The organism is Methanolobus tindarius DSM 2278, assembly GCF_000504205.1.
GTDB classification, from domain to species: Archaea; Halobacteriota; Methanosarcinia; order Methanosarcinales; family Methanosarcinaceae; genus Methanolobus; species Methanolobus tindarius.
Map to the genome: position 1 here is coordinate 1,716,050 of NZ_AZAJ01000001.1, position 23,054 is coordinate 1,739,103.

Below are 23,054 nucleotides of genomic sequence, written 5' to 3' on the forward strand. Positions count from 1 at the left end.
TTCTTTTTTGGATAAACCAGATTAATAATTATGTTGTCAGCCTCTTATACAAAAGCGGCAGCATTTCAGGCAGCATCAATACATCATCAATAATAGTATATCCAACATCGGAAAAGATGTTATTGAGATATTGTCCCGGGTTTTTATCCACCGTTATGCAGAAGAAATATATTCCACGAATTTGTCCTTCAGAGATTGCCATTCGGGTATCTTCCTGCGCAATGTCACCCTGATATGAATCTTCACCTCTGGCTCTGTCATATGGTTCGCCGTCAGACAGCAATACCAGCATTTTAGTCCTTGCACCGGCCTTTTCCAGTTTCTTTATGGAATGGCGGATAGCTGGTCCAAGACGTGTGTTAGACTCAGAAGCCAGTATGCTCATTCTCTTTGCAACATTATCTGAGAATCTCTCATCGAATTCCTTGATCTTGAAATATTCTACATTATCCTTGCTTTTTCCGGAAAATGCATAGATTGCATACTTGTCACCAATACTCTCAAGCGCCTGGCTCATTATTATCAAAGCTTCTTTTTCAACATCAAGTATGCTTCTGCCATCCATTCCAAGTATCTTGCGTGTGGAGGCGCTCACATCCATAAGGAAAAGGGTTGCGACATCTCTTTCCTGTTTATCCCACCTGATGTACATTCCTTCGTCAGGATTTGCTCCGCATCTTTTGGTAATCAGGGACTCAGTGTAAGCATCAATATCAATCTCAGTACCGTCGTTTTGTCCTTTCATCCGATGGAATGATTCCGGTTTCATAAGTCCAAATGTATGTTTGAGAAGTGCAATTTCATTCCCGTAACGTTCTAACGTTTTTTTGTAGTGAGCAGTGTTTCCTCCGTGGGGTTCCATTTCATTAACAGTGCTCCACTCAGAGCGATAATCATTGATTGTGCTGTCCCACTCATCATACTTGTAACTGCCAAGCACCCGCCAGTTATTTTCAAGGGGTTGTGACGGCTTATCTGTTGCCTGTTCTTTTGGCCTGTCCTCCTCAGCAGTAAGATCTGATTCTGTCTCAGGAATAAAGTTCTTGATGATATCCTCTGATGGATTAGTCATCATAGGGTCAGTCTGCCCGCTTGCACTCACATCCATCCCACGATATTCGATATTTTTGATCATCCTGTAGTTGATATCATCAAGTGATCCGAGTTTATCTTCCAGAGTGCAGTATATTTCAAAAACCAGTTCAAAGGTTGAAAAGGTGCTGGATTTAGTAGTGAATATCCTGTTTTCAAGCTCATCCTGAAGTCTATTCAGGATTTGATTCATAGTCTTGTCCAGTTCAAGTTTGGCTTTAGGAGTATGTCCTGTAGAGATCCATAACAACCCCTCCATGAATTTCTCAAGTTCATCTTCCGGTATTTCTCTCATTAAAAGCATCTGGTAGCGTACTTCTTCAAGGTCAGTACGCACTCCCCTGTAATGCTCCATTATCATATACTCAACACGTGCATCTTCCAGTATTCCAAATATGGTTGCTGCAAGTATCTGGTTTGGAAAAAGAGAGAGCAGGTCCACAAGATCGATAATTTCTTCATCTTGCTTTTTTTCAGTAACTGCTGATGGATATCTATTTCTGATGCGTTTTTCAAGTTCGGTTAGCTTTTGCGGGTCAGCATCCAGTGAACTGTAGCGTGCATGTCCAACTTCGTGCATCACACTGAGTTTATAGATCTTGAAATTATCGTCTATATTCTCGTAAACTCTCATCTTCGGTGCGAGATAGATTGTGTTCCCTGCGATGATAGGATTCATTCCCTGAACTTCGACTTGTAAAGGTAAAGCTGCCATGGAACGTATTATGAAATTACTACCAGAAAGCCCAAGGGCATAATATCTCAGGACGTTGGCAACTTTCTTAAGAGCAACAGCACCTGTGAGTTCCTCAACAAGCTCTCTGGAACTTTTTGATTCAAGTGAAAAATAGGCTTTTCCTGCAGGTTCTTTTTCACTTGCTGCTTCAAGTCCTTTTAGAGTCCAGTCTTCCAGTTCTTCAATATCCAGCTTTTCAAGAAGAGTGGGAGAGTTCGCAAAAAAATCCAGTGCAAGGTTCCTGTCTTTTTCGTAAACCCTGGTTGCTATATTTGCCCATTTTTCAGCATTTTCAATTTTGTTTTTGTCTGCAAAGTTTCCAAGATTAGCAAAGAATGTGCTTGTAAGGGCTCCTTCTCTTTGAAGAAGTCTGTCAGCGATATTGAACGTTTCTTCGTGTAGTTGAGGTGGTACTTTTGATAAAGATATAACCGATTTTTCGTAGTATTCTCTGCCTCCATCCGGGTCTTGCAATGCGATTCCTTCACCAATCTCTGTCCAGATAATGAACATGTCCTTGCCAAGAATATTTGAGGCTTCAGATGCATTCTCAAAATAGCTTTCAAGGCATCCGGTCTGGATGTCTGCAAGTTTGATACCTGCATCTACAATTGCTGATCTCTTCTCAGCAGTTGTGTTTTCATATTTTCCAAGTGTGAAGACAGTTGATACAAAATTCCGAAGAACATCTTTGTTGTTGCTTAATTCCCTTGTTCCTCTGTCTATCCATTCCAATGCTTCGGAAAGTTCCAATGCACCAATATGCTGCGGATATGTTTTTAGAAAGTAACCGGCGCTTTTTTTGTCTTTGTCTGCAAGGCTACAGGTGGCATCAATTAGTCTTGTCAGCTTTGTGTCATCTGCTTTTTCCACAATTGTTACGGCATTTCTGAACAGTGCCATTGTGACGAGTTCTCCGCATTCCAATGTTTCTTTCATTGAAACAAGAATTGTTTTTCTTTTTTGAGCTGGAATATCGGTTAATATATTTTCTGTGATGTCAATTAGTTCAATTCCTGTAAGCCAGTGTATGCTGCTGATTTTCTCTACAATTTCGCAGTATGTTGAAAAGTCATCTTCATTTATTAGTAAATTCAGTTGTTCCAGATGTTCAAAATAAGCTTCTGCGACTTTTGTATTAATGTTCCCTAGCTCACTTCCATAAGAAACCAGTTTTTGGAACCATTCAGGTTCTGTGATGACAACAACTTTACCAGTATGTTTGAAATAGGCTATTGCAATCCATTTGTTCTGGGATGATAGTTCTATTCCTTTCAGGGTCCACTTTTCAAGAAGTTCAAATTTGCCTTTATTAATTATGTCAAGTGAAGAATCAAAGAATCCTTCGCAGCATGACACACTAAGAAGGGATACCTTCTTTGCGAGCCCAAGCCAGTTAGCGAACTCTCTTTTTCCAAGAACTTTGAATACTCCGGGTGCTGCTCCAAGATAGGCAATAAGGACTCTCTGCCCTCTTTTTTTTGCTCCTTTTCCTGCATGGAGTATGGTTTCCAGTGCATTGTCATCAAGATTGGAAAATCCTGTTTCAATTTCAGAAACCAGTGAACTTCCAAGTGATGGAAAATAGGATGATATAAGTCCTGTAATCTTTTCAGTACTCATTTATCCCCGCTATTCGATCCTTATAACTCATCCCATAATTGCTGCAATAATTTCATCAATGCTTTTCTGCAGGTCCTGGTTGTCAGTTATTGGCTGTGACATGGCAATACGGCAGGCTTCTTTTGCCTCGATTCCTTCCTGAATAAGTTTGCCAGCATAGATGAGCAGACGTGTACTGACTCCTTCTTCGAGTCCGTGGTGCTTGAAGTTCCTTATGCTTTGGCCTATCTCAACAAGCCTGGCTGCAGTTTGCTCGTCAACATGTGTCTCATGAGCCACAATCTGTTTTTCCAGATCAGCAGGTGGATAGTCAAATTCAACGGCAACAAATCTTTGTCTTGTACTCTGCTTCATGTCTTTGACAATGCTCTGGTAGCCGGGATTATATGAAACAGAAAGCATGAATTCATCCGGTGCTTTGACAATTACTCCGAGTTTGTCAATTGGGATTATGCGCCTGTCATCGGTTAGCGGGTGAATGACTACTATAGTATCTTTTCTGGCTTCTACAACTTCATCAAGGTAGCAGATAGCACCGCTTTTCACTGCTTTTGTGAGAGGTCCGTCACTCCATTCAACGTTGTCACCTTTGATTAGGAATCTTCCCACAAGGTCAGTTGCTGTGAGGTCTTCATGGCAGGCAATTGTTATCAGAGGACGCTGTAATTTCCATGCCATGTACTCCATGAATCGTGTTTTTCCACAACCTGTCGGTCCTTTGAGGTTAACCGGAAGTTTGTTCCTGTAAGCAGCTATAAAAATTTCCACTTCGTTGCCTACTGGTACGTAATAAGGTTCTTCAGTTATCAGGTATTCATCAACCGGCAGTTCCTCGGATAAAGCGCATTTCATTGCCATAGCAATCCTCCTCTTATGGTAGTAACTATCCTTTTCTGGTTTAAATGTGCTGTGCAGGGAATTTGAATTGCTAATTTTATAGCCCTTCTACAATGCTAATATTTTTATCCAATCAGTTACTTTTTAAATATTAGTCAATTTTCGTCATTTATTTTTAAATAACAAGGGATGGGCTTCATGTCAAAAGTAAATTTGCACCCTTATTCTATAACAATTCGAGAAAAAAGATCAAAAGAAGATCAAAATATCAATAATTTGTTTGGAACAAACAAATCTCTTTTTGATTTAATTTCTAATGCAATATCAACATATAATCGCAAACCATTCTTAGAAAAATCAAGCAAAAAGGCATTAAAATTTGAGAAATCTCCATTGATAACTAAAGATGAGGAGATGGACATTCTTCAATCTCTAGTTTACTATGGAGAATATGGTATTATTAGAAAAATAATGGATACCAATACTGGTGAAATTGATGAGAAATCTATAGATCGTGAGAAAACTCCAGTGTTTGATTTAACTTTTTCTTATTTCCAAGATAAGTTGATAGAAAATAAAGCTTATCTAATTGCCCAAACTTATTCTAGAAACGGATATAAAACTATTTTAACTGAAATGTTGAAAAAAGAATTAAATGAAATGTTAATTCAGGAATTGGATAGTGAATCTGGCGTTGACGCAACCATATCTATCAATCCTTTGGTTAGTAGAGAACTTGTTGATATTATGACTCATGGTGACAGAATAACAGAAATAGAACTTATTTCACATGACATATCAAAAGATAATGCAAGCAAGATATTATCGACAACAGGCAATGATACAACTAATAACCATGAACTTATTAAAATAGACGACTTGAATAGTGTTAATTTGTCTATCACTTCTTCTAAAAATGGAAGTTTGGTTCCATATTCAAAAGTAAAAGAACTAACCACATCACTAAAACAGATGATTCTAAACTCAAAAGATACTGTGTTTTATGAAGTAACAAACTCTGAAATGAAAGGTGTGAAAGTTACGGTAACGACACCTCTAAGAGAGTTCATAGTTAAGATTGATTCTGATGATCTCAAGTTTAGAGAATCTTACCCTCTTAAAGATGATGATGTTATTAAAAAAGATGGCTCGATAGCACACAATTATGTTATGAGTGAAGCACGTGAATATGCTGCCAGTGTAGCAAGGAAATACAGACAGATATGACTAATAAAGAAAGTCCAATAATTTTTGACGTATCACATATTGTAAGGGATAATTACGCTAAATTAGAGAAGGATGCTCATCTTTCCCACATTGTTTTTTGGATAATATTTGTTCCTTACATTATTGCAGTAGTTTTTTCTTTATTTCCTTTATTTGTGTCCTCCTGCAAACTAGAGCAATCAAACTATGTAATTTCTTTTTCTTCAATCATAATTGGTTTTTTGATTAATTCTGCTGTTATGTTAAAAGCAGTAGACACAAGTTCTTCATTAGGTTGTGCATTGAAAGAAAGGACATTTGCAAATATTTTTTACACGATTTTAGTAGGTATTTTATTAGTTATTGTAGTAATAGGTGGAACTTGGATTAATCCAAATCTTGTTTATTCCATTAATTTTTCGTTCATTGTAACTGTTCTATTCTTATTTTATATCATTATAATGTACTTTTTATTTTTCCACTTTATATTCATGATTCTAATTGTTATGAAAGCTTTCTATGCAGTTTGTAGATGAATTTTAATTTAGTTTTAGCTTTGGCCAAAACATTTTTTAAAGTAGAGTTTCAACCTTCAAGGTACAGAACTATTTAGTCGGGATATGTGGTCATTATGGATATTAAAAAAAGCTCTGTGAGAGCTGTGGTTTTATTGCTGTTATCTTTAGCATGTGTATCGCTGATTGTGCCTTCGATGGCTCAATCGAACATTGAATCAGATTACATGAACATAGATGTCATGATTCACGATGGTTATGCCATAACCACAGTTGAAGAAAAACTTGAGAATGTAAACAATGCTTCTGTAACAGACAAGTTTCAGTTCCTTATTCCGGAGGGTGCTTTCATGTCAGCTTTCTCCATAACAATAGATGGAGAAGAATATCAGGCTGACATACTTGAAAATGAGGAGGCACAGCAAAAGTTTTCAGAGGCAGTATCAAGCGGTAGAACAGCAGGTCTGCTGGAAACCAGAGATTCAGAGCTGTTCTCATACTCCCTTAACTTTGAGGCAAACCAGAGCATCATAGTGAAACTCACCTATGAACAGGCTCTTACAAGGACAATGGACGAGTACGAATACTTGCAGTATCTCAGAAGTAACCATTATGTGAGCAACCTAAATGTGAATGTTGATATAAGTTCATCAACTGATGTCCTGAGTGTTGACACACCGGGATTTGATGCAGATATTAGTTATCCTTCTACAGATAGTGCAAAAATAGAGTACAGTTCAGAAGGCATACCTGATTCAGATATGAATGTTGTATTCAAGACAGAGAACACTGGTGCTGATGGTCAGATGTTATTCTATGAGGTCAATGGTACAGGATATTTCATGCATATCTTCTCACCAACTGCGGATGAATTAGATACCTCTCCACTTAACAAAGACATTATTTTTGTTATCGATAAGTCTGGATCGATGAGCGGTCTGAAGATGGAACAGGTAAAAGTTGCTTTCTCATCAATTATAGATGAGCTTCCTGAGGATGATAATTTCAATGTTATGTTCTTTGATACTAATGTTGATTCATACAGTGAATTTATTCTTTCTGCAACAGATGAGAACAAGAATGATTCAATAGCTCTTGTTATCAGTAAACATGCATCAGGAGGAACTAATATTAATGAAGCACTGGTTGCAGCAGTAAAAATGTTTGGAAATTCAACTGACAATGTTCCAATAGTTGTCTTTCTGACAGATGGAGAGCCAACTGAAGGTATTACTTCAACTGCAATGATCAGGCGAAATGTGCTAAAAGCAAACGAGTTTGATGCTGCTCTCTTTACAATTGCATTTGGTCAGGAAGGCAGTTATGATTTCAATTTCCTGCAGGCACTGAGTCTTGAAAATCAGGGAATTGCAGTCTATTTTGAGGAGAACTCAGAAGCTGCAGAAGGAATTAGTAATTTCTATGATACAATATCAACGCCACTTGTGACTGATCTTATGTTCGTTTATGATGAAGGCAGTGATCTGGTTGTTACAGGTAAAGAGCACCTTTTCGTAGGTTCCGATAAGATAATTCTTGGTAAGTATGAAGAAAACACAGCAACAATAAATGCAGAGGTACGAGGTTTCACCAGAGATGGATCGTATGATTCTGAGCATGATTTCTCTGTTCAAACCTCGGATGAAAATAGCTTCATTCCACGTCTGTGGGCTTACAATACTATCAGGAACAAACTTGACGAGATGAAAGTAGAAGGGGAAACTGATGAACTGGTATCTGAAGTGACTGCTCTCGCACTTGAATATAGTTTTATCACTCCGTATACTTCGTTCTTTGTAGAGATCCCACAGGCTGAAGAACCAGTGTATGATTCTGATTCAGGAGAATCTGTAGCTGAAGATGCGATGACAGTCCCGACAGAATCCTATGACAGTGCAATGGTCATGGATGACGAAACTGAATCCGAAGAGGCAATGGTAGACTCAATGCCTGTTGAGGAACCTTCAGATGACTCTTCAGAAGAGGCGTCTCCTGGATTTGGTCTGGTGGTAACCTTGTCAATGTTCGGACTTGCAATGCTTGTTTTTAGGAATAGGGGAGAATAGTTCAGGTTTTAATAATGGAAGCCTGCAGCTTCCATTTGATTATTTTCTTTTTTGACTTAGGATTAATAAAAAGGACATTTTCGAGATTTTGTCTAACTAAGGTACGGAGGATTGAGAGCTAATTAGATATTCTCTTCATCACTCTTCCTGCTGTCGTTGAAAATAAAAATGAATTCCTTTCCTGCTTTTATCTTTTTCAGATATCCAAGTTTTTCAAGATAAAACAGGTCATTTCTTGCTGTTGCATAGGCCACTCCGTAAGTACTCATGATGGTTTTGATGTTTATGGTCTTTTGCGGATGCTTCACAAACTCTTGGATGATTTGCAATTGGCGTGTATTGAGATTATCAGATTCTTCCAGTTTCTTCAGTGCAAGGTATTGTTCTTTCTGTTTTTCTTTAAGATATTTTTGGATATGTTCAAGTGATTCCATTATGGTGTTCAGGTTGAATCTGATAAAGTAGGTAAGGTCTCCCAGTCCGTTATCCGAATCGAACATAAGGTCCGATTCTGCATACTGGTATACCATTTTGTATTGTCTGCGTTTCTGGTAGATTAGACGTGAAACTGACATGTATTCAAAGAGCCAGTAATCTTTCCTGAGAACATACCAGTAAAAGAGGCTCCTTCCGGTTCGTCCGTTTCCATCATTAAACGGGTGTATGTAGTTAAGCAGGTAATGCAGGAGTATTCCTTTGATTATCGGGTGCACGAAACTGTTATTTCTGTCGTTTGCAAAATCACAGAGAGCGTCTACGAGTTCCGGTATTTCACTGTGTTCCGGGGGAACATGAAGCACTTCTCCGTCGTTATCAAAAACACGGATTTCGTTGTTGTCCCTGAATGTACCTTCGTCTTCTTTGTCATCCAGAGTTCCGTATGTCATTCTTTTCTGTATCTCTAACAGAAGTTCAGGTGTAAGTTCCTCATTTTTGATCTTAAGGATGTATTTCATAGTGTTGTAATTATTGATGATCATCCTCTCGTCTTTATTCCGGGGACGCCTGTTCTCTCTTAGCATTTCCTTTGCAACCCTGCGTGATGGTGTTGCTCCTTCAATCTGGCTTGAAGCGATGGCTTCTTCCATTAGTGAGTTTAGTATGTATTTTTCCCTTGTATCGGATATTGCATCGATAGTGCTGGCGAGATTTCCTGCTGCACCCTTATCCAGAATGTGAAGCTTTTCCTGAAAGTCATCAAGTATGTTGTAGTGGAGGCTGTATCTGCCAAAAACAATACTTCTGGATTTCATTATTCTGAAAAATTTCATCAGGTGCCAGATATATTCCGGTTTCACAGGAAGTTTGTCTTTTCTTCTGTTGACTTCTTCCCAGTGAAGATATCTTTCATTGTAGTCATTAACTATTTCCACGACTTCTTTATTATCGAGACTAAGAACAGCTTTTTGTTCTTCGCTTTCCGATAACTTCGGTGTTCTGGCTAACCTTTTCATATTATCAATATCTATCAATTTAATACATATTGATAGGTTTTGATATTAAATAATGGTATCTATCAATTTGATGGGAATTGATAGATTCTGATCGTTATTATCAATTAGCTGTATTAAGTCAGGCATACAAAAATTGTGTGGTAAAGCAGAAAGTATGTACTCTCCCGATAATCAAATTGCCTATGATTAATTCCAGTTCCAAACGCTGCTGTTATCTCAAATTAATATAACCTGCAGCTAACCCCATGACAAATATCATTGCGATATATAGGAGAATTACAAGCATAATTCCCATGGTGCTTGACTTGCCATTGTCATTCATGTGTACCATATAAATGGTATATAAATTAGTATATAAAGGTTGTTAATTTTTAATTAAGCCGAAAAATATGAATCTTTTCACATTACATATAATCGCTGTTGTGCAAACATGCACATTTATTATTTTATTTCATATTAATCGTTTTATATTTTACACATGTCTTTAGGATTTATTTTATATACTATCGGTCTCCCAATTTAACAAGGGAGATTAAAAGGGGTTGTTCTATTTGGAAAATTCTTTTTTTCTTCAGGGGAGGTATATAGTAAATGGGGTCTGACAGCAGTCTGCAGGAGGATGACGATCCGTCATCTCAAAATGAGCATAAGACAAATAATATAAAAGATGAACTTGCCGGAGATAAATTTCTGGAAGGTGACGATGCGGTAAAATACTGGTTCATAGGGTCATTATTATGGTTTCCTATATTTGCCACATTGGGATTTATACTTGCAATAAAATTCTTCCAGCCTTATTTCCTAGGTGATGCAGCTTTCCTTACATTTGGCAGGATAAGGCCTGCGCATGTTAACGGTGTACTTTTCGGATTCGTATCCTCGGGTCTGATAGGCAGTATGTTCTGGGCTATCCCGCGACTTGTGAATACTAAACTATATAGTTCCAGACTCGCTAAAATATCTGCTGTACTCTGGAACTTCGCTCTTCTGGTAGGAATAATGATGATTCTTTTCCTTGGTGATACTCAGGGAAGAGAATATGCAGAACTTCCATGGTCCATCGATGTTCTCATTATGTTTACATTGCTGCTGATTCTTTATAATATTCTATCCACTTTCGGACGCCGGACCGAGAAAAAACTCTATGTTTCCACGTGGTACTACACAGGTACATTCATCTGGTTTCCAATTGTTTATTTTGTAGGAAATGTCATGTGGAATCCACCATCCGGTGCACTTCAGGGGATTACAGATTCGATATTCAACTGGTACTATGGTCACAATGTTCTGGGACTCTGGTTCACCACCCTTGGAATAGCCACCTGGTATTATGCAGTTCCACGTATCATAAACAGACCACTTTACAGCCACCTTCTTTCGGTTATAAGTTTCTTCACTATCGCTTTCTTTTATACAGGTGTTGGAGGCCATCATCTGCTTCAGACAGCAATACCTGAATGGGTGAAGACTATCGCAGTTGTCATGAGCATTCTGATGCTTGTGCCTGTCATCACGTTCGCAGTGAACCTGGGCATGACTCTCCGGGGTTCCTGGGATACATTCACAAAGGATATTCCTTTCAGGTTTATTGTAACAGGTTTCTTCTTCTATGTTCTCACTTCCATTCAGGGAAGTTATCAAGGTCTGAGAAGCACAAATTCCTTCCTGCATTTCTCACAGTGGACAGTGGGGCATGCTCATCTGGCAATACTTGGAGGTTTTGGCTTCCTTGCAGTAGGAATGATGTACTGGCTAATTCCTAAGATAACAAGGACTAAGATATACAGTGACAGGCTCATGAGTATAAGCTGGTGGCTTGCACTCATAGGATTTACCGCTTTTTTCCTGTCCATGACAATAGCAGGACTGGTAGCCAATTCAGCATGGTTCCAGAACATCACAGTAGCTCCTGTACTAAAACTCCTGCAGTTCTGGTATGTTACCAGAGCTATGGGCGGTGGAATGGTTGTAGTGGCAGGATATGTTTTTGCATATAACACCCTGCTTACATTTACGCATTCTAAGGAGCCTCATGTTGAGGAGCATATCTTCAGTATATCTTCCGAACAAAGCTCCAGACCACATTCGGAATTACAACGAAAATCCCAGCATTCCATAAGTATGCCAATTATAGTATTCGGAGGCCTGGGTCTTTTCCTTCTGATGACCTGGATGGTGGTTGCAATGCCAGCACTTAATCTTGATACCGTAAATGCCACGGATATGGCACATCCTTATACTGTAGAAGAAGCACAGGGAAGAGAACTCTATAAAGAAATGGGTTGTTTCTATTGTCATTCACAATTTGTAAGACCACAGGACTGGGCAATCGGAAGAATATCCGAACAGGGTGATTACTACTACGATTCACCTCATCTGCTGGGTACGGAGCGTACAGGGCCGGATCTTTCCCAGATAGGAGGAATGAGACCTACCGGATGGCATTACCTGCATGACAGGGATGCAAGGACTACAAGTCCGAGTTCTATTATGCCACCATTCGAATTCCTCACAGACACCGAACTTGATCAACTGGTGGCATACATCCAGAACCTTGGAACGTACAACCTTGATGAGATGAGTTTCCATCCGGATGTTCCATATGAGTATCAGGATAAAGATCAACCTTATGCAAATTACATGTCTGCTGCCATGATGAATTACAATTCAAGTAACCAGACATATACAGGAGATAAGGCAACAGGTGAGGAATTTGCCACTGTATTTGAAGAAGGAAAGAAAACATATACAGAACGTTGTCTGGCATGTCACGGATGTTCCGGAAATGCCCAGGGTCCATATGCAAGACATGTTGTGACGCAGCCCGCAAATCTCCATGAAAGAATACTTAGCTATATGCCCGAACCTGGGGATCCTTATCACTTCTGGCGTGTAAGTGAAGGTGTTCCGGGTACAGCAATGCCAAGCTGGAAACTGAGCATGAACGAGACTGAAATCTGGAAGACGAATTTCTATGAGATGAGTTTTGCAACAGGTTCCATCAGGACAGTTAGCGGCGATGTTTCCGATGCTGAAGCAATTACTTTCTCGAATGAGACTCATATCACACCACCTATTGAGGGAACACAGGAAGAGTTTGCCACAGGACAGAAGCTCTTTAATCTGTACTGTTCCCAGTGTCACGGTGTTGGAGGACAGGGAGACGGTGTAGCCTCTATTTTGAGTTCAGGTGGATATGTCAACCCGGAACCTGCAAATTTCACAGAATCTGGTGGTGATTTCCAGTATTATGGCCAGTATGTCTGGAAGGTAAAAGAGGGTGTGGAGACCACAAACATGCCTCCATGGAAGTATGCTCTCAGCGACGATGAAATATACATGACAATATTCTATATTCAGGATTTCGCCACAACAGACGACTACAATGCAAAATGGGGACCTTTGTATGAAGGCGAATATGCAAGAAATATGAGGAGCTGATGTTGTATGGATGAATATAATCTGGCAATGCTTGTGGTAGCATTTTCATTATTCCTCATTTTCCTTGGTTTTTTTATATGGGGAATTAAGACCGGTCAGTTCAGGGATATAGAAGAAGCAAAATACAGGATGCTTGAGATTGACAGGCCGGACAGAACAGTTACTGATGAACTGAATGAAGCAAGGGGGGAGAATACATGAGTTTTACCATGGAGTACGGAGCCTATCTGAATTCTCTGGTATGGCTAACTGTTCTCATAGTGCTTTCCAGCCTGATATTAATCTGGCTGAGCGCAAAGAACAAAGACCACTACAGTCTGGAAGATGCAAATTCCCATGCAGAGGAATTTGGAGGTGTAATTGCCGAATCACATGGGCCGATTACTATTTTCCTTTATGTGGTTTATTTTATACTGTTCATATGGACAGTTGCCTATTTTATGGCACATTGGGCAGAGTTTGGAAGCATTTCAATGTGAGTGGTGAGATAGTATGAAGGAAACGGCAACCAAAGGTATAACCAACGCAAAAGATCTGAGTGTGGATGAATTATTCTCAAGGTTGAGTTCGAGTGTAAAAGGCATAAAAGATGATGAAGCACAAAAAAGGCTTCAGCAATATGGCTATAACGAACTGCTAGAAAAGAAGATAAGTCTTTTCACAAAGTTTATTGGTTATTTCTGGGGTCCGATTCCCTGGATGATAGAGATAGCAGCTTTGCTTTCGGCATTCATTCAACGCTGGGAGGATTTTGCCATAATCTCGATTTTGCTGATCCTGAATGGTGTGGTGGGTTTCTGGCAGGAGAATAAAGCAGACAATGCCATTGAGTTACTTAAAAGCAAAATGGCTCTTCAGGCAAGAGTTCTGAGAGATGGGAAATGGAAGCTCCTTCCTGCACGGGAACTTGTACCGGGGGATGTTATTCGTCTTCGCTCAGGTGATATTGTACCGGCAGATGTCAAACTCTTTGATGGTGAATATCTGCAGATAGATGAATCTGCACTGACGGGAGAATCCCTGCCTGCAGACAAAGGCACCAATGATATTGGTTTTTCAGGTTCTGTTATTCAGAAAGGGGAAATGAATGGAGTTGTATTTGCCACCGGGATGAATACCTATTTTGGAAAAACTACAAAATTACTGACAGATGTCAAAACACAGAGTCATTTCCAGAAAGCTATCATTAAGATCGGTGATTATCTCATATTCCTTGCTGCTATTCTGGTTGCTGTCGTTTTTATCGTTGCCGTTTTCCGACATGAGAGTCTTGTAGAAACGCTTCAGTTTGCTCTGGTACTTGTTGTTGCTGCCATTCCTGCAGCTTTGCCTGCGGTACTTTCAGTATCCATGGCCGTTGGTGCCACCAACCTTGCGGGGAAGGGTGCTATCGTAAGTAAGCTGGTCTCTATCGAAGAAATGGCAGGAATGGATGTTCTCTGTTCCGATAAGACCGGTACAATAACAAAGAATGAACTGACGTTATCTGAACTGACTCCATTCGGTGATTATACAACAGATGAACTTTTAATTTACAGTGCCCTTGCTTCCAGAGAGGAAGACAATGACCCAATCGACAATGCTGTCCTGAAAAAGATAGAAACTATGGATGGTCTGCACAAAGCTACAAATGATTATAATGTACTGGATTTTAAGCCGTTTGATCCTGTTATCAAACATACGGAAGCCAGTATTGAGAGTCCTGATGGCAGAAAGTTCAAGGTTGCCAAAGGAGCACCACAGGTAATTTTTGATATGGCGGTCAACAGTGACAGTATCAGGGATGATGTGGAAGGGAAGGTAAATTCCCTCGCATCCAAAGGTTATCGTCCTCTTGCTGTTGGTATTTGTGAAGAGGATAAATGTCACTTTGCAGGACTTATTGGGTTATACGATCCACCCCATGAGGATTCTGCGCAGACCATTGATACTGCTGTATCCATGGGCGTAGACGTTAAAATGATCACAGGTGACCATGCTGCCATTGCAAAGGAAATTGCACAGCAGATTGGTATGGGTACTAATATCACTACGGCTTCGGAACTGGAAGATAAGACTGACCTTCAGGCACAGGAGGTTGTTGACAGGGCGGATGGTTTTGCGCAGGTGTTCCCGGAGCATAAGTACAGGATAGTTGAGCTCCTTCAGGATGATGGACATATAGTAGGTATGACCGGTGATGGTGTGAATGATGCTCCTGCTCTTAAAAAAGCAGATGCAGGTATTGCCGTTGCCGGAGCCACGGATGCAGCAAGGTCTGCTGCTGATATTGTGTTTACGGCTCCTGGTCTTTCAACTATTATCGATGCGATAAAAGAGAGCCGTAAGATATTCCAGCGTATGAAGAGTTATTCCATATACAGGATAGCTGAGACTGTACGTGTTTTGTTCTTCATTGCGATTTCTATTATTGCTTTTAATTTCTACCCTGTGACAGCTATCATGATTGTGTTGCTTGCACTGTTCAATGATGCACCTATTATGGCTATTGCTTATGATAATGTAAAGTATTCCAATTTCCCGGAAAAGTGGAATATCAGGGAAGTACTTAGCATGGCAACATTCCTTGGAATTATAGGTGTCATCTCGTCATTTGCTATTTTCTACATAGGAATGAGTGTGCTTAATCTTAATCAGGATGTATTGCAGTCGTTTATTTTCCTGAAGCTTGCGGTTGCAGGGCATCTTACAATATTCCTTGCACGTACAAGAGGTCCTTTCTGGTCTATCAGGCCAAGCGGAATACTCTTCTGGTCAACAATCGGCACCAAATTCCTTGCAACCCTGGTTGTTGTTTATGGTTTCTACATATCACCGATAGGATGGAAACTTGCAGGCATTGTATGGTTGTATTCACTGGTGGCTTTTGTGATTACAGATGTTATAAAAGTGAGGTTGTATAGCCTGCTGGATCATAGCGGATTGATTTTTCACAGATGATAAGATAATTTCAAAAAATAGTTATATGTGACAGTAATTTGAAACACTTACTCGCTTTACAAGTATAAGTCTTTAAATGTAAAATACAGTGTAAAAAGTGCAGTGTGAATCACTGCGCCTCTACTATTGCCCAGTTTCTGGGAATAACTGCCTTTGCTTCAAATGCCCCGTCAGCCTGAAACTCCCCAAGTAGTGTGGCATCTGCTGTTATTTTAATGTCCTTTGCAGTAAGGGTTGTAATATGCTTTCCATCTTCTGTGTAAATCTCAAATTTAGTTACCATTCCCTTTCACTCCCATTGTTTGGTATTTAGTTATATATTGGCGTAGAGATTTTAAATTTGTGTTTGAACTTTTGTTTTTATGCTACTAATTACAATTTTGTATGTAGAATCGATGTTTGATAGACAAAAAAGGAGTATGGTTATGATTCCCATAACTACAAAAGGAAGATATATGGAAAAATCAATCTGAATTGACAGGGATATTACAGGTAGTAATGAGAGTGAGAAAGTAAGAACGAGGTTAAATATAATTCGTAAAGAATAACTAAAAAAGTAGTTGGTGCTGTTTCATGCAACAACAGCCAATGACCCTGAACCTTCTGGCAAGTGCATGGAATTGAGAGCAGTTGCTGCCACCACATGTGGTATTGGCCTATTTCTTTTCAAAATACCAAATGTAATCTCTACTTCAATGACATTTTCTGAAATATCAACGGTCATTTCCAGTGACTTGTAGTTCTTCATGTCGAACTTGGAGACGCCAAGCCTGTTGGAAACATCGAGAATTTCCACACCCATAATGGAATTGTCTTCAGCAACGTCTAAGATGATTCCATTTATATCTATGGATGACTTGTACTTCATTTTACTGGAATATGCAAAAAAACTATCATTTTCCATATCATAGTCGGAAGTATCACCCTTTCTGCTTATGACCTTCTGAACCATGTTATCTTATCCTCTCTTTGGAATATTCTTTGAAGCATGTAACCAATATGAGTTTTAATGGATTTCTTTGTTTCACACTAAAGACTATACTAAGATCGTACTCTTTACTATACTCATACATTACTTTAAACTTTCCTGTAGACTGCTTTAAAATTGCAACAGGAGTATTTCTATTTATGAACACATATAGGTTCTCAATACCCATGCGGAGACGAACTCTGTCTCTGTCAATAAAATGATCAGATTCCTCAATATCATCTATTTTGATTTCCGACAGGATTTTTCCGAAAGTATAGATATCCATGTCTTTCATGTTTGAAGGGGGAGTTTATCATCACTCTTTTGTTTCGTTTTCACTATGATCTAGTTCCTCATTCTCACTGATACGGTTTGTAAGAATTAACTTTGTTCAACAGGATATCCACCAACATTGTTTGCAACGTTCATTACTCTCACTGTTCCAACTTATTGCATTTTAAGCTTGTCATTTGTCATTCTGAAAAGGGTTCTTGGGGTGAAACATGACTGGGCAAAGGAATGTCTCGTCAATTGAAACAATACTCGAAAAATTGGGATATTATAAGTAAAAGATAGTCCCGCCCGAATTCGAATCGGAGTCTTCGGCTCCAAAGGCCGAAAGGATTGACCGCTACCCTACGGGACTACAATGTTCAGCACAATAAATGCATAATAATACTTATTTGTTATGCAGGCAAAGGATTTAAGTTTATTATTTGGCAATGATAAGTGTAAGCAAATCCTTGTCCTCAAGCACATGGTCAAGACCGGCTCGCTGTCCTGGGTGCTTTGCGGAAGTTCCCCATACCTGTGAATATCTGAACTTTCTTCTGAAATCACGGTGCAGGTGGTCACATATATCTCCTACAGTAACTCCTTTCCTGACAATAAGCGGTTCTTCCATGTCAGCAGGTCCGCCCTGAGGTTTCAGGTAGATGCGTATGAAATCAAGAGCACCATAAATCAGTTCTTTCACAGCTTCAAGGTTCTGGCCTTCATTAGCAGAAATGTATGTAGCATCAGGATAATCTTCCTTGCATTTCTTTAGCACATACTCATCAGCCATATCTACTTTATTCACAACGGTAACCGCAGGGATGTACACCCTGTTACCCATGACCGCATCAATAAGCTGGTCAACATTAATATTGTCCCTTATAAGCACATGAGCGTTGTGAATCTTATAATCATTCAGTACAGCCTTAATCAAATCTTCAGAAATATCAAGATCCATGGTACTGCTAACAGTAATTCCACCACGGTCCTGTCTTTTAATAACAACATCAGGTGACTTCTGGTTAAGACGAATACCTGCATCATACAATTCCTGTGTAAGGACATCATGGTGATAGTTCTGGAAAACATCAAGAATAAAGACAACAAGGTCACAGTTCCTCACAACTGAGATAACTTCTCTTCCACGACCTCTTCCACTTGCTGCACCCTTAACAAGTCCTGGTACATCAAGAATCTGGATGGTTGCATTGTTATATTCAAGCACACCGGGAATAACATCAAGGGTAGTAAACTCATAAGCACCGACTTCAGATTCAGCTCCGGTAAGCTGGTTGAGCAAAGTGGATTTTCCCACAGAAGGAAAACCTACAAGTGTCACTGTGGCGTCTCCAGATTTCCTGACGGAATATCCTTCACTACCACCCTTACTTGAAGCTTTTTTGACAACTTCATCACGCAGACGTGCAAGTTTAGACTTCAATCTCCCAATGTGATGTGATGTCGCTTTGTTGTAGGGAGTTTTCCTGATCTCCTCTTCAACTTCCTGTATATCCTCGTGTAATCCCATTTGCAACCTACCATAACGTCAAAATAAAAAAGATTTTCCTGATTTTTGAATTTTGAATATGACTTAACGTCAGAAGGAGGATATTATACTACCGGTCATTTCATAAGTACTGATTCCCGGAGGCAGTCTCTTTGAAAAGTCCTCTGAACGCAATACTGCAAGGAACTTCTGTATTTCCTCTATTTCCAGAAGGTCTTTTCTTATCACAAAATCAAACTCTTCCTCAGCCAGTGGAATAAACTCAAGACCAGCTTCTTCTGCAGCAGCCTTTATGCCAAATCCAACATCGACTCTGCCGTTTTTTACGGCATCACATACTGATCTGTGGCTTTTGGATCCTGAATTATATCCTTTCAGGCTCTTTATCATCTCAGTTTTTGAGATTCCCTTTCCTTCGGCCAGCAGACCAATTTCCCTGTCAAGAAGCGCTCTTGTGCCGGAGCCTCTGTTTCTGTTAATAATATGGAGATTGATTGTATCTTCAAGACCATAGACGTGAGTATCCGGTGAGAATATAAGCCCCTGCTCGCGTCTGTATCCTTTTACAAGCACCACGTCCTCAAGATTCATTCTCTTCAGGACAGATGAGTTGTAATTGCCATCTGCATCAACCATGTTGACACATGCGATATCTGCAACACCGCCTGACATTGCTGTAAAACCTGCACTTGACCCCATATTCAGTGTTCTGAAATTAAGTCCTGTCATCTCTTCAAGCAGGTCAACTCCAGGACACTGGCCGCCAACAAGCATCAAGTCCGGACTTGTGACGTTACCGAACATTGTAACTTCAACTTCTGAACCGGGTTCAATATATTCGGTGTGTGCTCTAATCTCTATTATCCCGTCTGCATCTGACAGTGTAGTAATTGCTCCTGATGTTTTATCCGCAGGATAAACTTTGCCACGGACAACACCCACAGGGAAAAGTTCCTCCCTGCCGCCGGAACGTATTCCAGTTCCCATAATAGCAGTTACTTTTGTTTTAAAAGATGGCTTAACACCAAGTGAATTGTAAATTATCGGTGCAACAAATTCATTAAATATACTAAGAGCCGAGGTTGGGTTGCCCGGAAGTCCGATTGTAGGGACATTATTTATCATGCCGATAACCACAGGTTTTCCCGGTTTGATAGCAATTCCGTGTGTAAGAGTCTCTCCCTTTTCCTCAATGATCATGTACATGATGTCGCCTGCACCGGCGGAAGTACTTCCTGATGTAAGTACAATATCACATTCTGCTATTGCTCTGTCAAGGGCTTCTTCCATGAGTTTCTCATCATCACGTACGATTCCATATATTCGTGGAGTTGCGCCGCATTCTTCAATTCCGGCAGAAATTGCGTATGAATTAGCATCGTAGATTTTACTGGTTCCCAACTCTTCCCCGGGTCTTATAAGTTCGCTACCGGTTGAAATTATTCCAACAACCAGTTCTTTAACCGGAACTTTATCCATGCCGATTGATGCCAGAACACCAATTTCACGGGAACCAATGCGTGTATTTTTCCTCAGGATCCTCTCGCCTTTCATTATGTCAGTTCCTGCACGCATTATATTCTCGTTAATGTGCACCGGCTGGTAGATAAGGAGTGAGTCTCCGGTTTGTTTTGTGCTTTCAACCATTACAACAGCATCAGCACCATCGGGGATTGGAGCACCTGTGGATATTTCGACTGCCTCGCCGTCATCAACAAAAAAGCTGTCTTCACATCCCGCAGGTATTGAGCCTGTAACTTTAAGTTCAATCGGCTCTGGTTCACTTGCCTGATATGTGTCTTTTGCCCTGACAGCATAGCCGTCTTTTACAGAGCGGTTGAATGCAGGCACATCAAGTCCTGAAAGCATATCTTCTGCAATTATGCGTCCTGCAGCTTCCTCAATAGGTAAAACAGTAATTTGTGGTTGAACTTTAATGCTTTCAACCAAATCTCTTGCATCCTCTACGGATGTCAGTTCTCTGAATTCTTTCCTTTCCATTCTGGTCGGTCTACTCTTCGTCTATATACTCAATAAGCTTTTTGTTAAGCCTGAATACTCTTGAAGCTACATACCATAGTCCCATCAGGTACACTATCCATGTTGCAATGGAAATCCATTTGAGACTTCCTGTATCATCAAGCGCTTCAAAAGTGATGACAAGGGTAACAGGCATCAAAAGTAATATGGCCAACACTGAATCGTTCAGATATTTCAGGTTTTCCAGAACAATTTTATCTCTTTTTCCCTCTTCTACCATTTAATGACCTCTCTGCTGGACTAAAATCCCTCAATATTTGTTAATTTCTCAATAAGAGCTCAATTATTATTGTAATTATATATTACAGGACTTATGCCTAATTAATGTTTTTGAGACATTTACTTTTATTCTGGATTTACAGAGCATAAGCTGGCAGAAAATAAAAGTGCTAAAAGAAAAAAAAGAATGAAGAACTATGTCTTCATTTTAGAGTCTATTTGTGCCTGATATTCAGGGATTAATCGGTGTGCCGGTGGTCGTTGTTACCTTTTCAAAGGCTGCAACTATCTTCTTTGTGATTGGGCCTGGCTTTCCATCACCTATAGGACGACCATCTACCTTCACAAGAGGTGCTGCTTCCGCTGCGGTTCCTGTAACGAAAATCTCGTCTGCGGTGTAGAGGTCAAACATTCCAAGGTTCTCAACGTGGGTATCAATTCCCATGTCGGAAAGAAGCTCAATGGCTGTTGCCCTAGTGATTCCTTTCAGGTTGTTGATTGTCGGTGGTGTGTAAACCTTGCCGTTCTTGATGATGAATATATTGTCTCCTGAACCCTCTGAGAGGTAACCATTCTGATCGAAAAAGATTGCTTCATCTCCGCCTTTCTCGTTTGCCTCTATCTTCGCAAGGATGTTGTTCAGGTAGTTGAGTGACTTGATGTTTGGTGACAGTGCATCACAGGAATTCCTTCTGACTGATACGGTAACACCGGTAAGACCAACTTCATAGAGGTCGCCATACATTGCTCCCCATTCCTGTGAGATGATGTAGATGTTTGGTTTTGGACATTTCCTTGGGTCAAGTCCAAGGTCACCAACACCTCTTGAAACAATAGGTCTGATATATGCGTCTGTCAGGTTGTTTTTCCTGAGTGTCTCCAGAATAGCCTCTTCCATCTCTTCCCTGGAAAGTGGTATTTCAAGGGCAATTGCCTTTGCGGAATCATAGAGTCTGTCAACATGTTCGCGTAATTTGAAAACACGTCCATTGTACGCTCTGATTCCCTCAAATACGCCATCTCCATACAAAAATCCATGGTCATAGACGGAGGTTGTGGCCTGTGATTTAGGGACAAAGTCACCGTTGTAATAAATCAATAATTCACTCATTGTAAAGCCTCAGTATAATAATAGTTGCTAGTGTTCAGGTTAAACTATTATTTATTTTTATTCACCTGAACCTGCGTTACTAATTCTCAAAGTGGCCATGGTCTGACAAAAGTGTTTTATACTAAAAAACCTATTTGCAATCCCAGTCAATGCTTAGCGGTCCCGTGGCTTAGCCAGGATATAGCATCGGGCTTCTAACCCGAGGGTCAGGGGTTCAAATCCCTTCGGGATCGCTTTTCTTCTTTTTCATATCTTTAACTTTATGTTGATTAGTTTCTGCTTCCTCCCAGATGAACTATTTAGAAATATATAGTAATCATAGCTCTGCAATTATTATTGTGCAACTATTATATAATAGTCGTATTATTATTGTCATTTGTTATTATCATGTAATTCTTGGTGAGACAATGAGCATTTTGATGGAAACAAACGACTACAGGAAAAGTGAACCTTCCCGTATTATGGATGACGATGAAGATTACAGGCCTATTCTGCAAGGAGTAATTAATACCCGCTGCAATTATGATGGCGGCAAAATTGAAGGAATTCTTGACTAAGCAAAATCAGCTTTTCTCCTTTTTCAGATGACTGTCTTTTGGAAAAAAGACATTAAAGAAAAGTATGGGCGCCGGTGAACCAATTAGACGCCCCGTTCGTACACCAATACGTTTTTCAGAAATGTTTTAGGAAGGCACTACTTGAGTAACATGTTACTCGGAGCATACTAGTTCAGTCTCATATTTAGTTCTAGGCAAAAGAATCTATATAGGTACATGTGCTGGTAAATATGTCTCCGAAAAAGAATTAACACAATAAATAAAAAAGAGATTCAGTCATTAAGACCGAGGATGTTTCTTTTATCCTTCTTTTTCTCGTCTTTTTTCTCTTTTTTGCTGGTCTTTACAAACTCATTGACTTCCTTGCGTCTGTGCATATTTGTTTCATCTTTTCCCATGTTTACTTTCCTTTTTTTAGCACTTGATTTAGTATATTGTTATGTATGTATACATGTTTACATGCA

Annotated in this window: 19 protein-coding genes and 2 tRNA genes; 9 read left to right on the forward strand and 12 right to left on the reverse strand. The window is 39.8% G+C overall.

The window, feature by feature from the left end; genetic code table 11:
- Nucleotides 1–28: 28 nt before the first annotated feature.
- Together METTI_RS16100 and METTI_RS08315 are read right to left on the reverse strand one after the other, a co-directional pair.
- The gene (locus METTI_RS16100; RefSeq protein WP_023845374.1) at nt 29–3,451 is read right to left on the reverse strand and encodes a nitric oxide reductase activation protein NorD; all 3,423 of its coding nucleotides are present in this window, start codon (nt 3,449–3,451) and stop codon (nt 29–31) included.
- Between the two features lie 27 nt (nt 3,452–3,478).
- Nucleotides 3,479–4,309: a CbbQ/NirQ/NorQ/GpvN family protein gene (locus tag METTI_RS08315; protein WP_023845375.1), complete on the reverse strand. Its 831-nt coding sequence runs from the start codon at nt 4,307–4,309 to the stop codon at nt 3,479–3,481.
- Nucleotides 4,310–4,486: 177 nt separating this feature from the next.
- Between METTI_RS08315 and METTI_RS08320 the strand changes: the two genes are divergently transcribed.
- The 3 genes from METTI_RS08320 to METTI_RS08330 all read left to right on the forward strand — a co-directional run bounded on the left by METTI_RS08320 (nt 4,487) and on the right by METTI_RS08330 (nt 8,075).
- Complete coding sequence (locus METTI_RS08320; RefSeq protein ID WP_023845376.1) at nt 4,487–5,515, forward strand: hypothetical protein; 1,029 nt, start codon at nt 4,487–4,489, stop codon at nt 5,513–5,515.
- Nucleotides 5,512–6,030: a hypothetical protein gene (locus tag METTI_RS08325; RefSeq protein ID WP_023845377.1), complete on the forward strand. Its 519-nt coding sequence runs from the start codon at nt 5,512–5,514 to the stop codon at nt 6,028–6,030. Before METTI_RS08320 ends, METTI_RS08325 begins: the two co-directional genes overlap by 4 nt.
- Before the next feature lie 95 nt (nt 6,031–6,125).
- Entirely contained in the window at nt 6,126–8,075 is a 1,950-nt protein-coding gene (locus METTI_RS08330) for a VIT and vWA domain-containing protein (protein WP_023845378.1), read from the forward strand.
- Nucleotides 8,076–8,197: 122 nt separating this feature from the next.
- Here the strand turns inward: METTI_RS08330 and METTI_RS08335 are convergent, their stop codons facing one another.
- Nucleotides 8,198–9,529, reverse strand: a complete 1,332-nt coding sequence (locus tag METTI_RS08335; protein WP_023845379.1) for a Fic family protein — start codon at nt 9,527–9,529, stop codon at nt 8,198–8,200.
- Nucleotides 9,530–10,120: 591 nt separating this feature from the next.
- On the opposite strand from METTI_RS08335, the gene METTI_RS08340 reads away from it, so the two are divergent.
- The 4 genes from METTI_RS08340 to METTI_RS08355 are packed head-to-tail and all read left to right on the forward strand — an operon-like array spanning nt 10,121 to nt 15,910.
- Nucleotides 10,121–12,970, forward strand: a complete 2,850-nt coding sequence (locus tag METTI_RS08340; RefSeq protein WP_023845380.1) for a cbb3-type cytochrome c oxidase subunit I — start codon at nt 10,121–10,123, stop codon at nt 12,968–12,970.
- A gap of 6 nt (nt 12,971–12,976) precedes the next feature.
- The gene (gene ccoS, locus METTI_RS08345; protein ID WP_023845381.1) at nt 12,977–13,171 is read left to right on the forward strand and encodes a cbb3-type cytochrome oxidase assembly protein CcoS; all 195 of its coding nucleotides are present in this window, start codon (nt 12,977–12,979) and stop codon (nt 13,169–13,171) included.
- Nucleotides 13,168–13,449: a hypothetical protein gene (locus METTI_RS08350; RefSeq protein WP_023845382.1), complete on the forward strand. Its 282-nt coding sequence runs from the start codon at nt 13,168–13,170 to the stop codon at nt 13,447–13,449. The genes ccoS and METTI_RS08350 overlap by 4 nt, the downstream gene beginning before the upstream one ends.
- 13 nt (nt 13,450–13,462) lie before the next feature.
- Nucleotides 13,463–15,910 (forward strand): plasma-membrane proton-efflux P-type ATPase, encoded by a 2,448-nt coding sequence (locus METTI_RS08355; RefSeq protein WP_023845383.1) that lies wholly within the window; start codon nt 13,463–13,465, stop codon nt 15,908–15,910.
- Between the two features lie 109 nt (nt 15,911–16,019).
- Here the strand turns inward: METTI_RS08355 and METTI_RS15790 are convergent, their stop codons facing one another.
- The 8 genes from METTI_RS15790 to ilvE form a co-directional block, all read right to left on the reverse strand.
- Nucleotides 16,020–16,193 (reverse strand): hypothetical protein, encoded by a 174-nt coding sequence (locus METTI_RS15790; RefSeq protein WP_023845384.1) that lies wholly within the window; start codon nt 16,191–16,193, stop codon nt 16,020–16,022.
- A 288-nt stretch (nt 16,194–16,481) separates the two neighbouring features.
- Nucleotides 16,482–16,862, reverse strand: a complete 381-nt coding sequence (locus METTI_RS08360) for a DUF2283 domain-containing protein (RefSeq protein ID WP_023845385.1) — start codon at nt 16,860–16,862, stop codon at nt 16,482–16,484.
- 1 nt (nt 16,863) lies between these two features.
- Nucleotides 16,864–17,175, reverse strand: coding sequence for a hypothetical protein (locus tag METTI_RS08365; protein WP_023845386.1), 312 nt, complete (start codon nt 17,173–17,175; stop codon nt 16,864–16,866).
- Nucleotides 17,176–17,453: 278 nt separating this feature from the next.
- Nucleotides 17,454–17,526 (reverse strand) — tRNA-Gln (locus tag METTI_RS08370).
- Nucleotides 17,527–17,592: 66 nt separating this feature from the next.
- Nucleotides 17,593–18,684 carry an OBG GTPase family GTP-binding protein gene (locus METTI_RS08375; RefSeq protein WP_023845387.1) on the reverse strand — a complete coding sequence of 364 codons (1,092 nt, stop codon included), beginning with the start codon at nt 18,682–18,684 and terminating at the stop codon, nt 17,593–17,595.
- A 69-nt stretch (nt 18,685–18,753) separates the two neighbouring features.
- Nucleotides 18,754–20,664, reverse strand: a complete 1,911-nt coding sequence (locus METTI_RS08380; protein WP_023845388.1) for a molybdopterin biosynthesis protein — start codon at nt 20,662–20,664, stop codon at nt 18,754–18,756.
- Between the two features lie 10 nt (nt 20,665–20,674).
- Entirely contained in the window at nt 20,675–20,923 is a 249-nt protein-coding gene (locus METTI_RS08385; RefSeq protein ID WP_023845389.1) for a hypothetical protein, read from the reverse strand.
- Between the two features lie 231 nt (nt 20,924–21,154).
- Nucleotides 21,155–22,033, reverse strand: coding sequence for a branched-chain-amino-acid transaminase (ilvE, locus tag METTI_RS08390; RefSeq protein ID WP_023845390.1), 879 nt, complete (start codon nt 22,031–22,033; stop codon nt 21,155–21,157).
- A 158-nt stretch (nt 22,034–22,191) separates the two neighbouring features.
- Here ilvE and METTI_RS08395 point away from each other — a divergent pair.
- Both METTI_RS08395 and METTI_RS15955 read left to right on the forward strand, forming a co-directional pair.
- Nucleotides 22,192–22,266 (forward strand) — tRNA-Arg (locus METTI_RS08395).
- Nucleotides 22,267–22,440: 174 nt separating this feature from the next.
- Nucleotides 22,441–22,590, forward strand: a complete 150-nt coding sequence (locus METTI_RS15955) for a hypothetical protein (RefSeq protein WP_169729105.1) — start codon at nt 22,441–22,443, stop codon at nt 22,588–22,590.
- A gap of 272 nt (nt 22,591–22,862) precedes the next feature.
- Here METTI_RS15955 and METTI_RS16185 read toward each other — a convergent pair whose 3' ends face one another.
- The gene (locus tag METTI_RS16185; RefSeq protein ID WP_023845392.1) at nt 22,863–22,988 is read right to left on the reverse strand and encodes a hypothetical protein; all 126 of its coding nucleotides are present in this window, start codon (nt 22,986–22,988) and stop codon (nt 22,863–22,865) included.
- Nucleotides 22,989–23,054: the final 66 nt, after the last annotated feature.

Excerpts from the sequence above, each read along its gene's own strand:
- METTI_RS16100 (WP_023845374.1), bottom strand. The coding sequence starts at position 3,451 with ATGAGTACTGAAAAGATTACAGGACTTATATCATCCTATTTTCCATCA.
- METTI_RS08315 (WP_023845375.1), bottom strand. The coding sequence starts at position 4,309 with ATGGCAATGAAATGCGCTTTATCCGAGGAACTGCCGGTTGATGAATAC.
- METTI_RS08320 (WP_023845376.1), top strand. The coding sequence starts at position 4,487 with ATGTCAAAAGTAAATTTGCACCCTTATTCTATAACAATTCGAGAAAAA.
- METTI_RS08325 (WP_023845377.1), top strand. The coding sequence starts at position 5,512 with ATGACTAATAAAGAAAGTCCAATAATTTTTGACGTATCACATATTGTA.
- METTI_RS08330 (WP_023845378.1), top strand. The coding sequence starts at position 6,126 with ATGGATATTAAAAAAAGCTCTGTGAGAGCTGTGGTTTTATTGCTGTTA.
- METTI_RS08335 (WP_023845379.1), bottom strand. The coding sequence starts at position 9,529 with ATGAAAAGGTTAGCCAGAACACCGAAGTTATCGGAAAGCGAAGAACAA.
- METTI_RS08340 (WP_023845380.1), top strand. The coding sequence starts at position 10,121 with ATGGGGTCTGACAGCAGTCTGCAGGAGGATGACGATCCGTCATCTCAA.
- ccoS (WP_023845381.1), top strand. The coding sequence starts at position 12,977 with ATGGATGAATATAATCTGGCAATGCTTGTGGTAGCATTTTCATTATTC.
- METTI_RS08350 (WP_023845382.1), top strand. The coding sequence starts at position 13,168 with ATGAGTTTTACCATGGAGTACGGAGCCTATCTGAATTCTCTGGTATGG.
- METTI_RS08355 (WP_023845383.1), top strand. The coding sequence starts at position 13,463 with ATGAAGGAAACGGCAACCAAAGGTATAACCAACGCAAAAGATCTGAGT.
- METTI_RS15790 (WP_023845384.1), bottom strand. The coding sequence starts at position 16,193 with ATGGTAACTAAATTTGAGATTTACACAGAAGATGGAAAGCATATTACA.
- METTI_RS08360 (WP_023845385.1), bottom strand. The coding sequence starts at position 16,862 with ATGGTTCAGAAGGTCATAAGCAGAAAGGGTGATACTTCCGACTATGAT.
- METTI_RS08365 (WP_023845386.1), bottom strand. The coding sequence starts at position 17,175 with ATGAAAGACATGGATATCTATACTTTCGGAAAAATCCTGTCGGAAATC.
- METTI_RS08375 (WP_023845387.1), bottom strand. The coding sequence starts at position 18,684 with ATGGGATTACACGAGGATATACAGGAAGTTGAAGAGGAGATCAGGAAA.
- METTI_RS08380 (WP_023845388.1), bottom strand. The coding sequence starts at position 20,664 with ATGGAAAGGAAAGAATTCAGAGAACTGACATCCGTAGAGGATGCAAGA.
- METTI_RS08385 (WP_023845389.1), bottom strand. The coding sequence starts at position 20,923 with ATGGTAGAAGAGGGAAAAAGAGATAAAATTGTTCTGGAAAACCTGAAA.
- ilvE (WP_023845390.1), bottom strand. The coding sequence starts at position 22,033 with ATGAGTGAATTATTGATTTATTACAACGGTGACTTTGTCCCTAAATCA.
- METTI_RS15955 (WP_169729105.1), top strand. The coding sequence starts at position 22,441 with ATGAGCATTTTGATGGAAACAAACGACTACAGGAAAAGTGAACCTTCC.
- METTI_RS16185 (WP_023845392.1), bottom strand. The coding sequence starts at position 22,988 with ATGGGAAAAGATGAAACAAATATGCACAGACGCAAGGAAGTCAATGAG.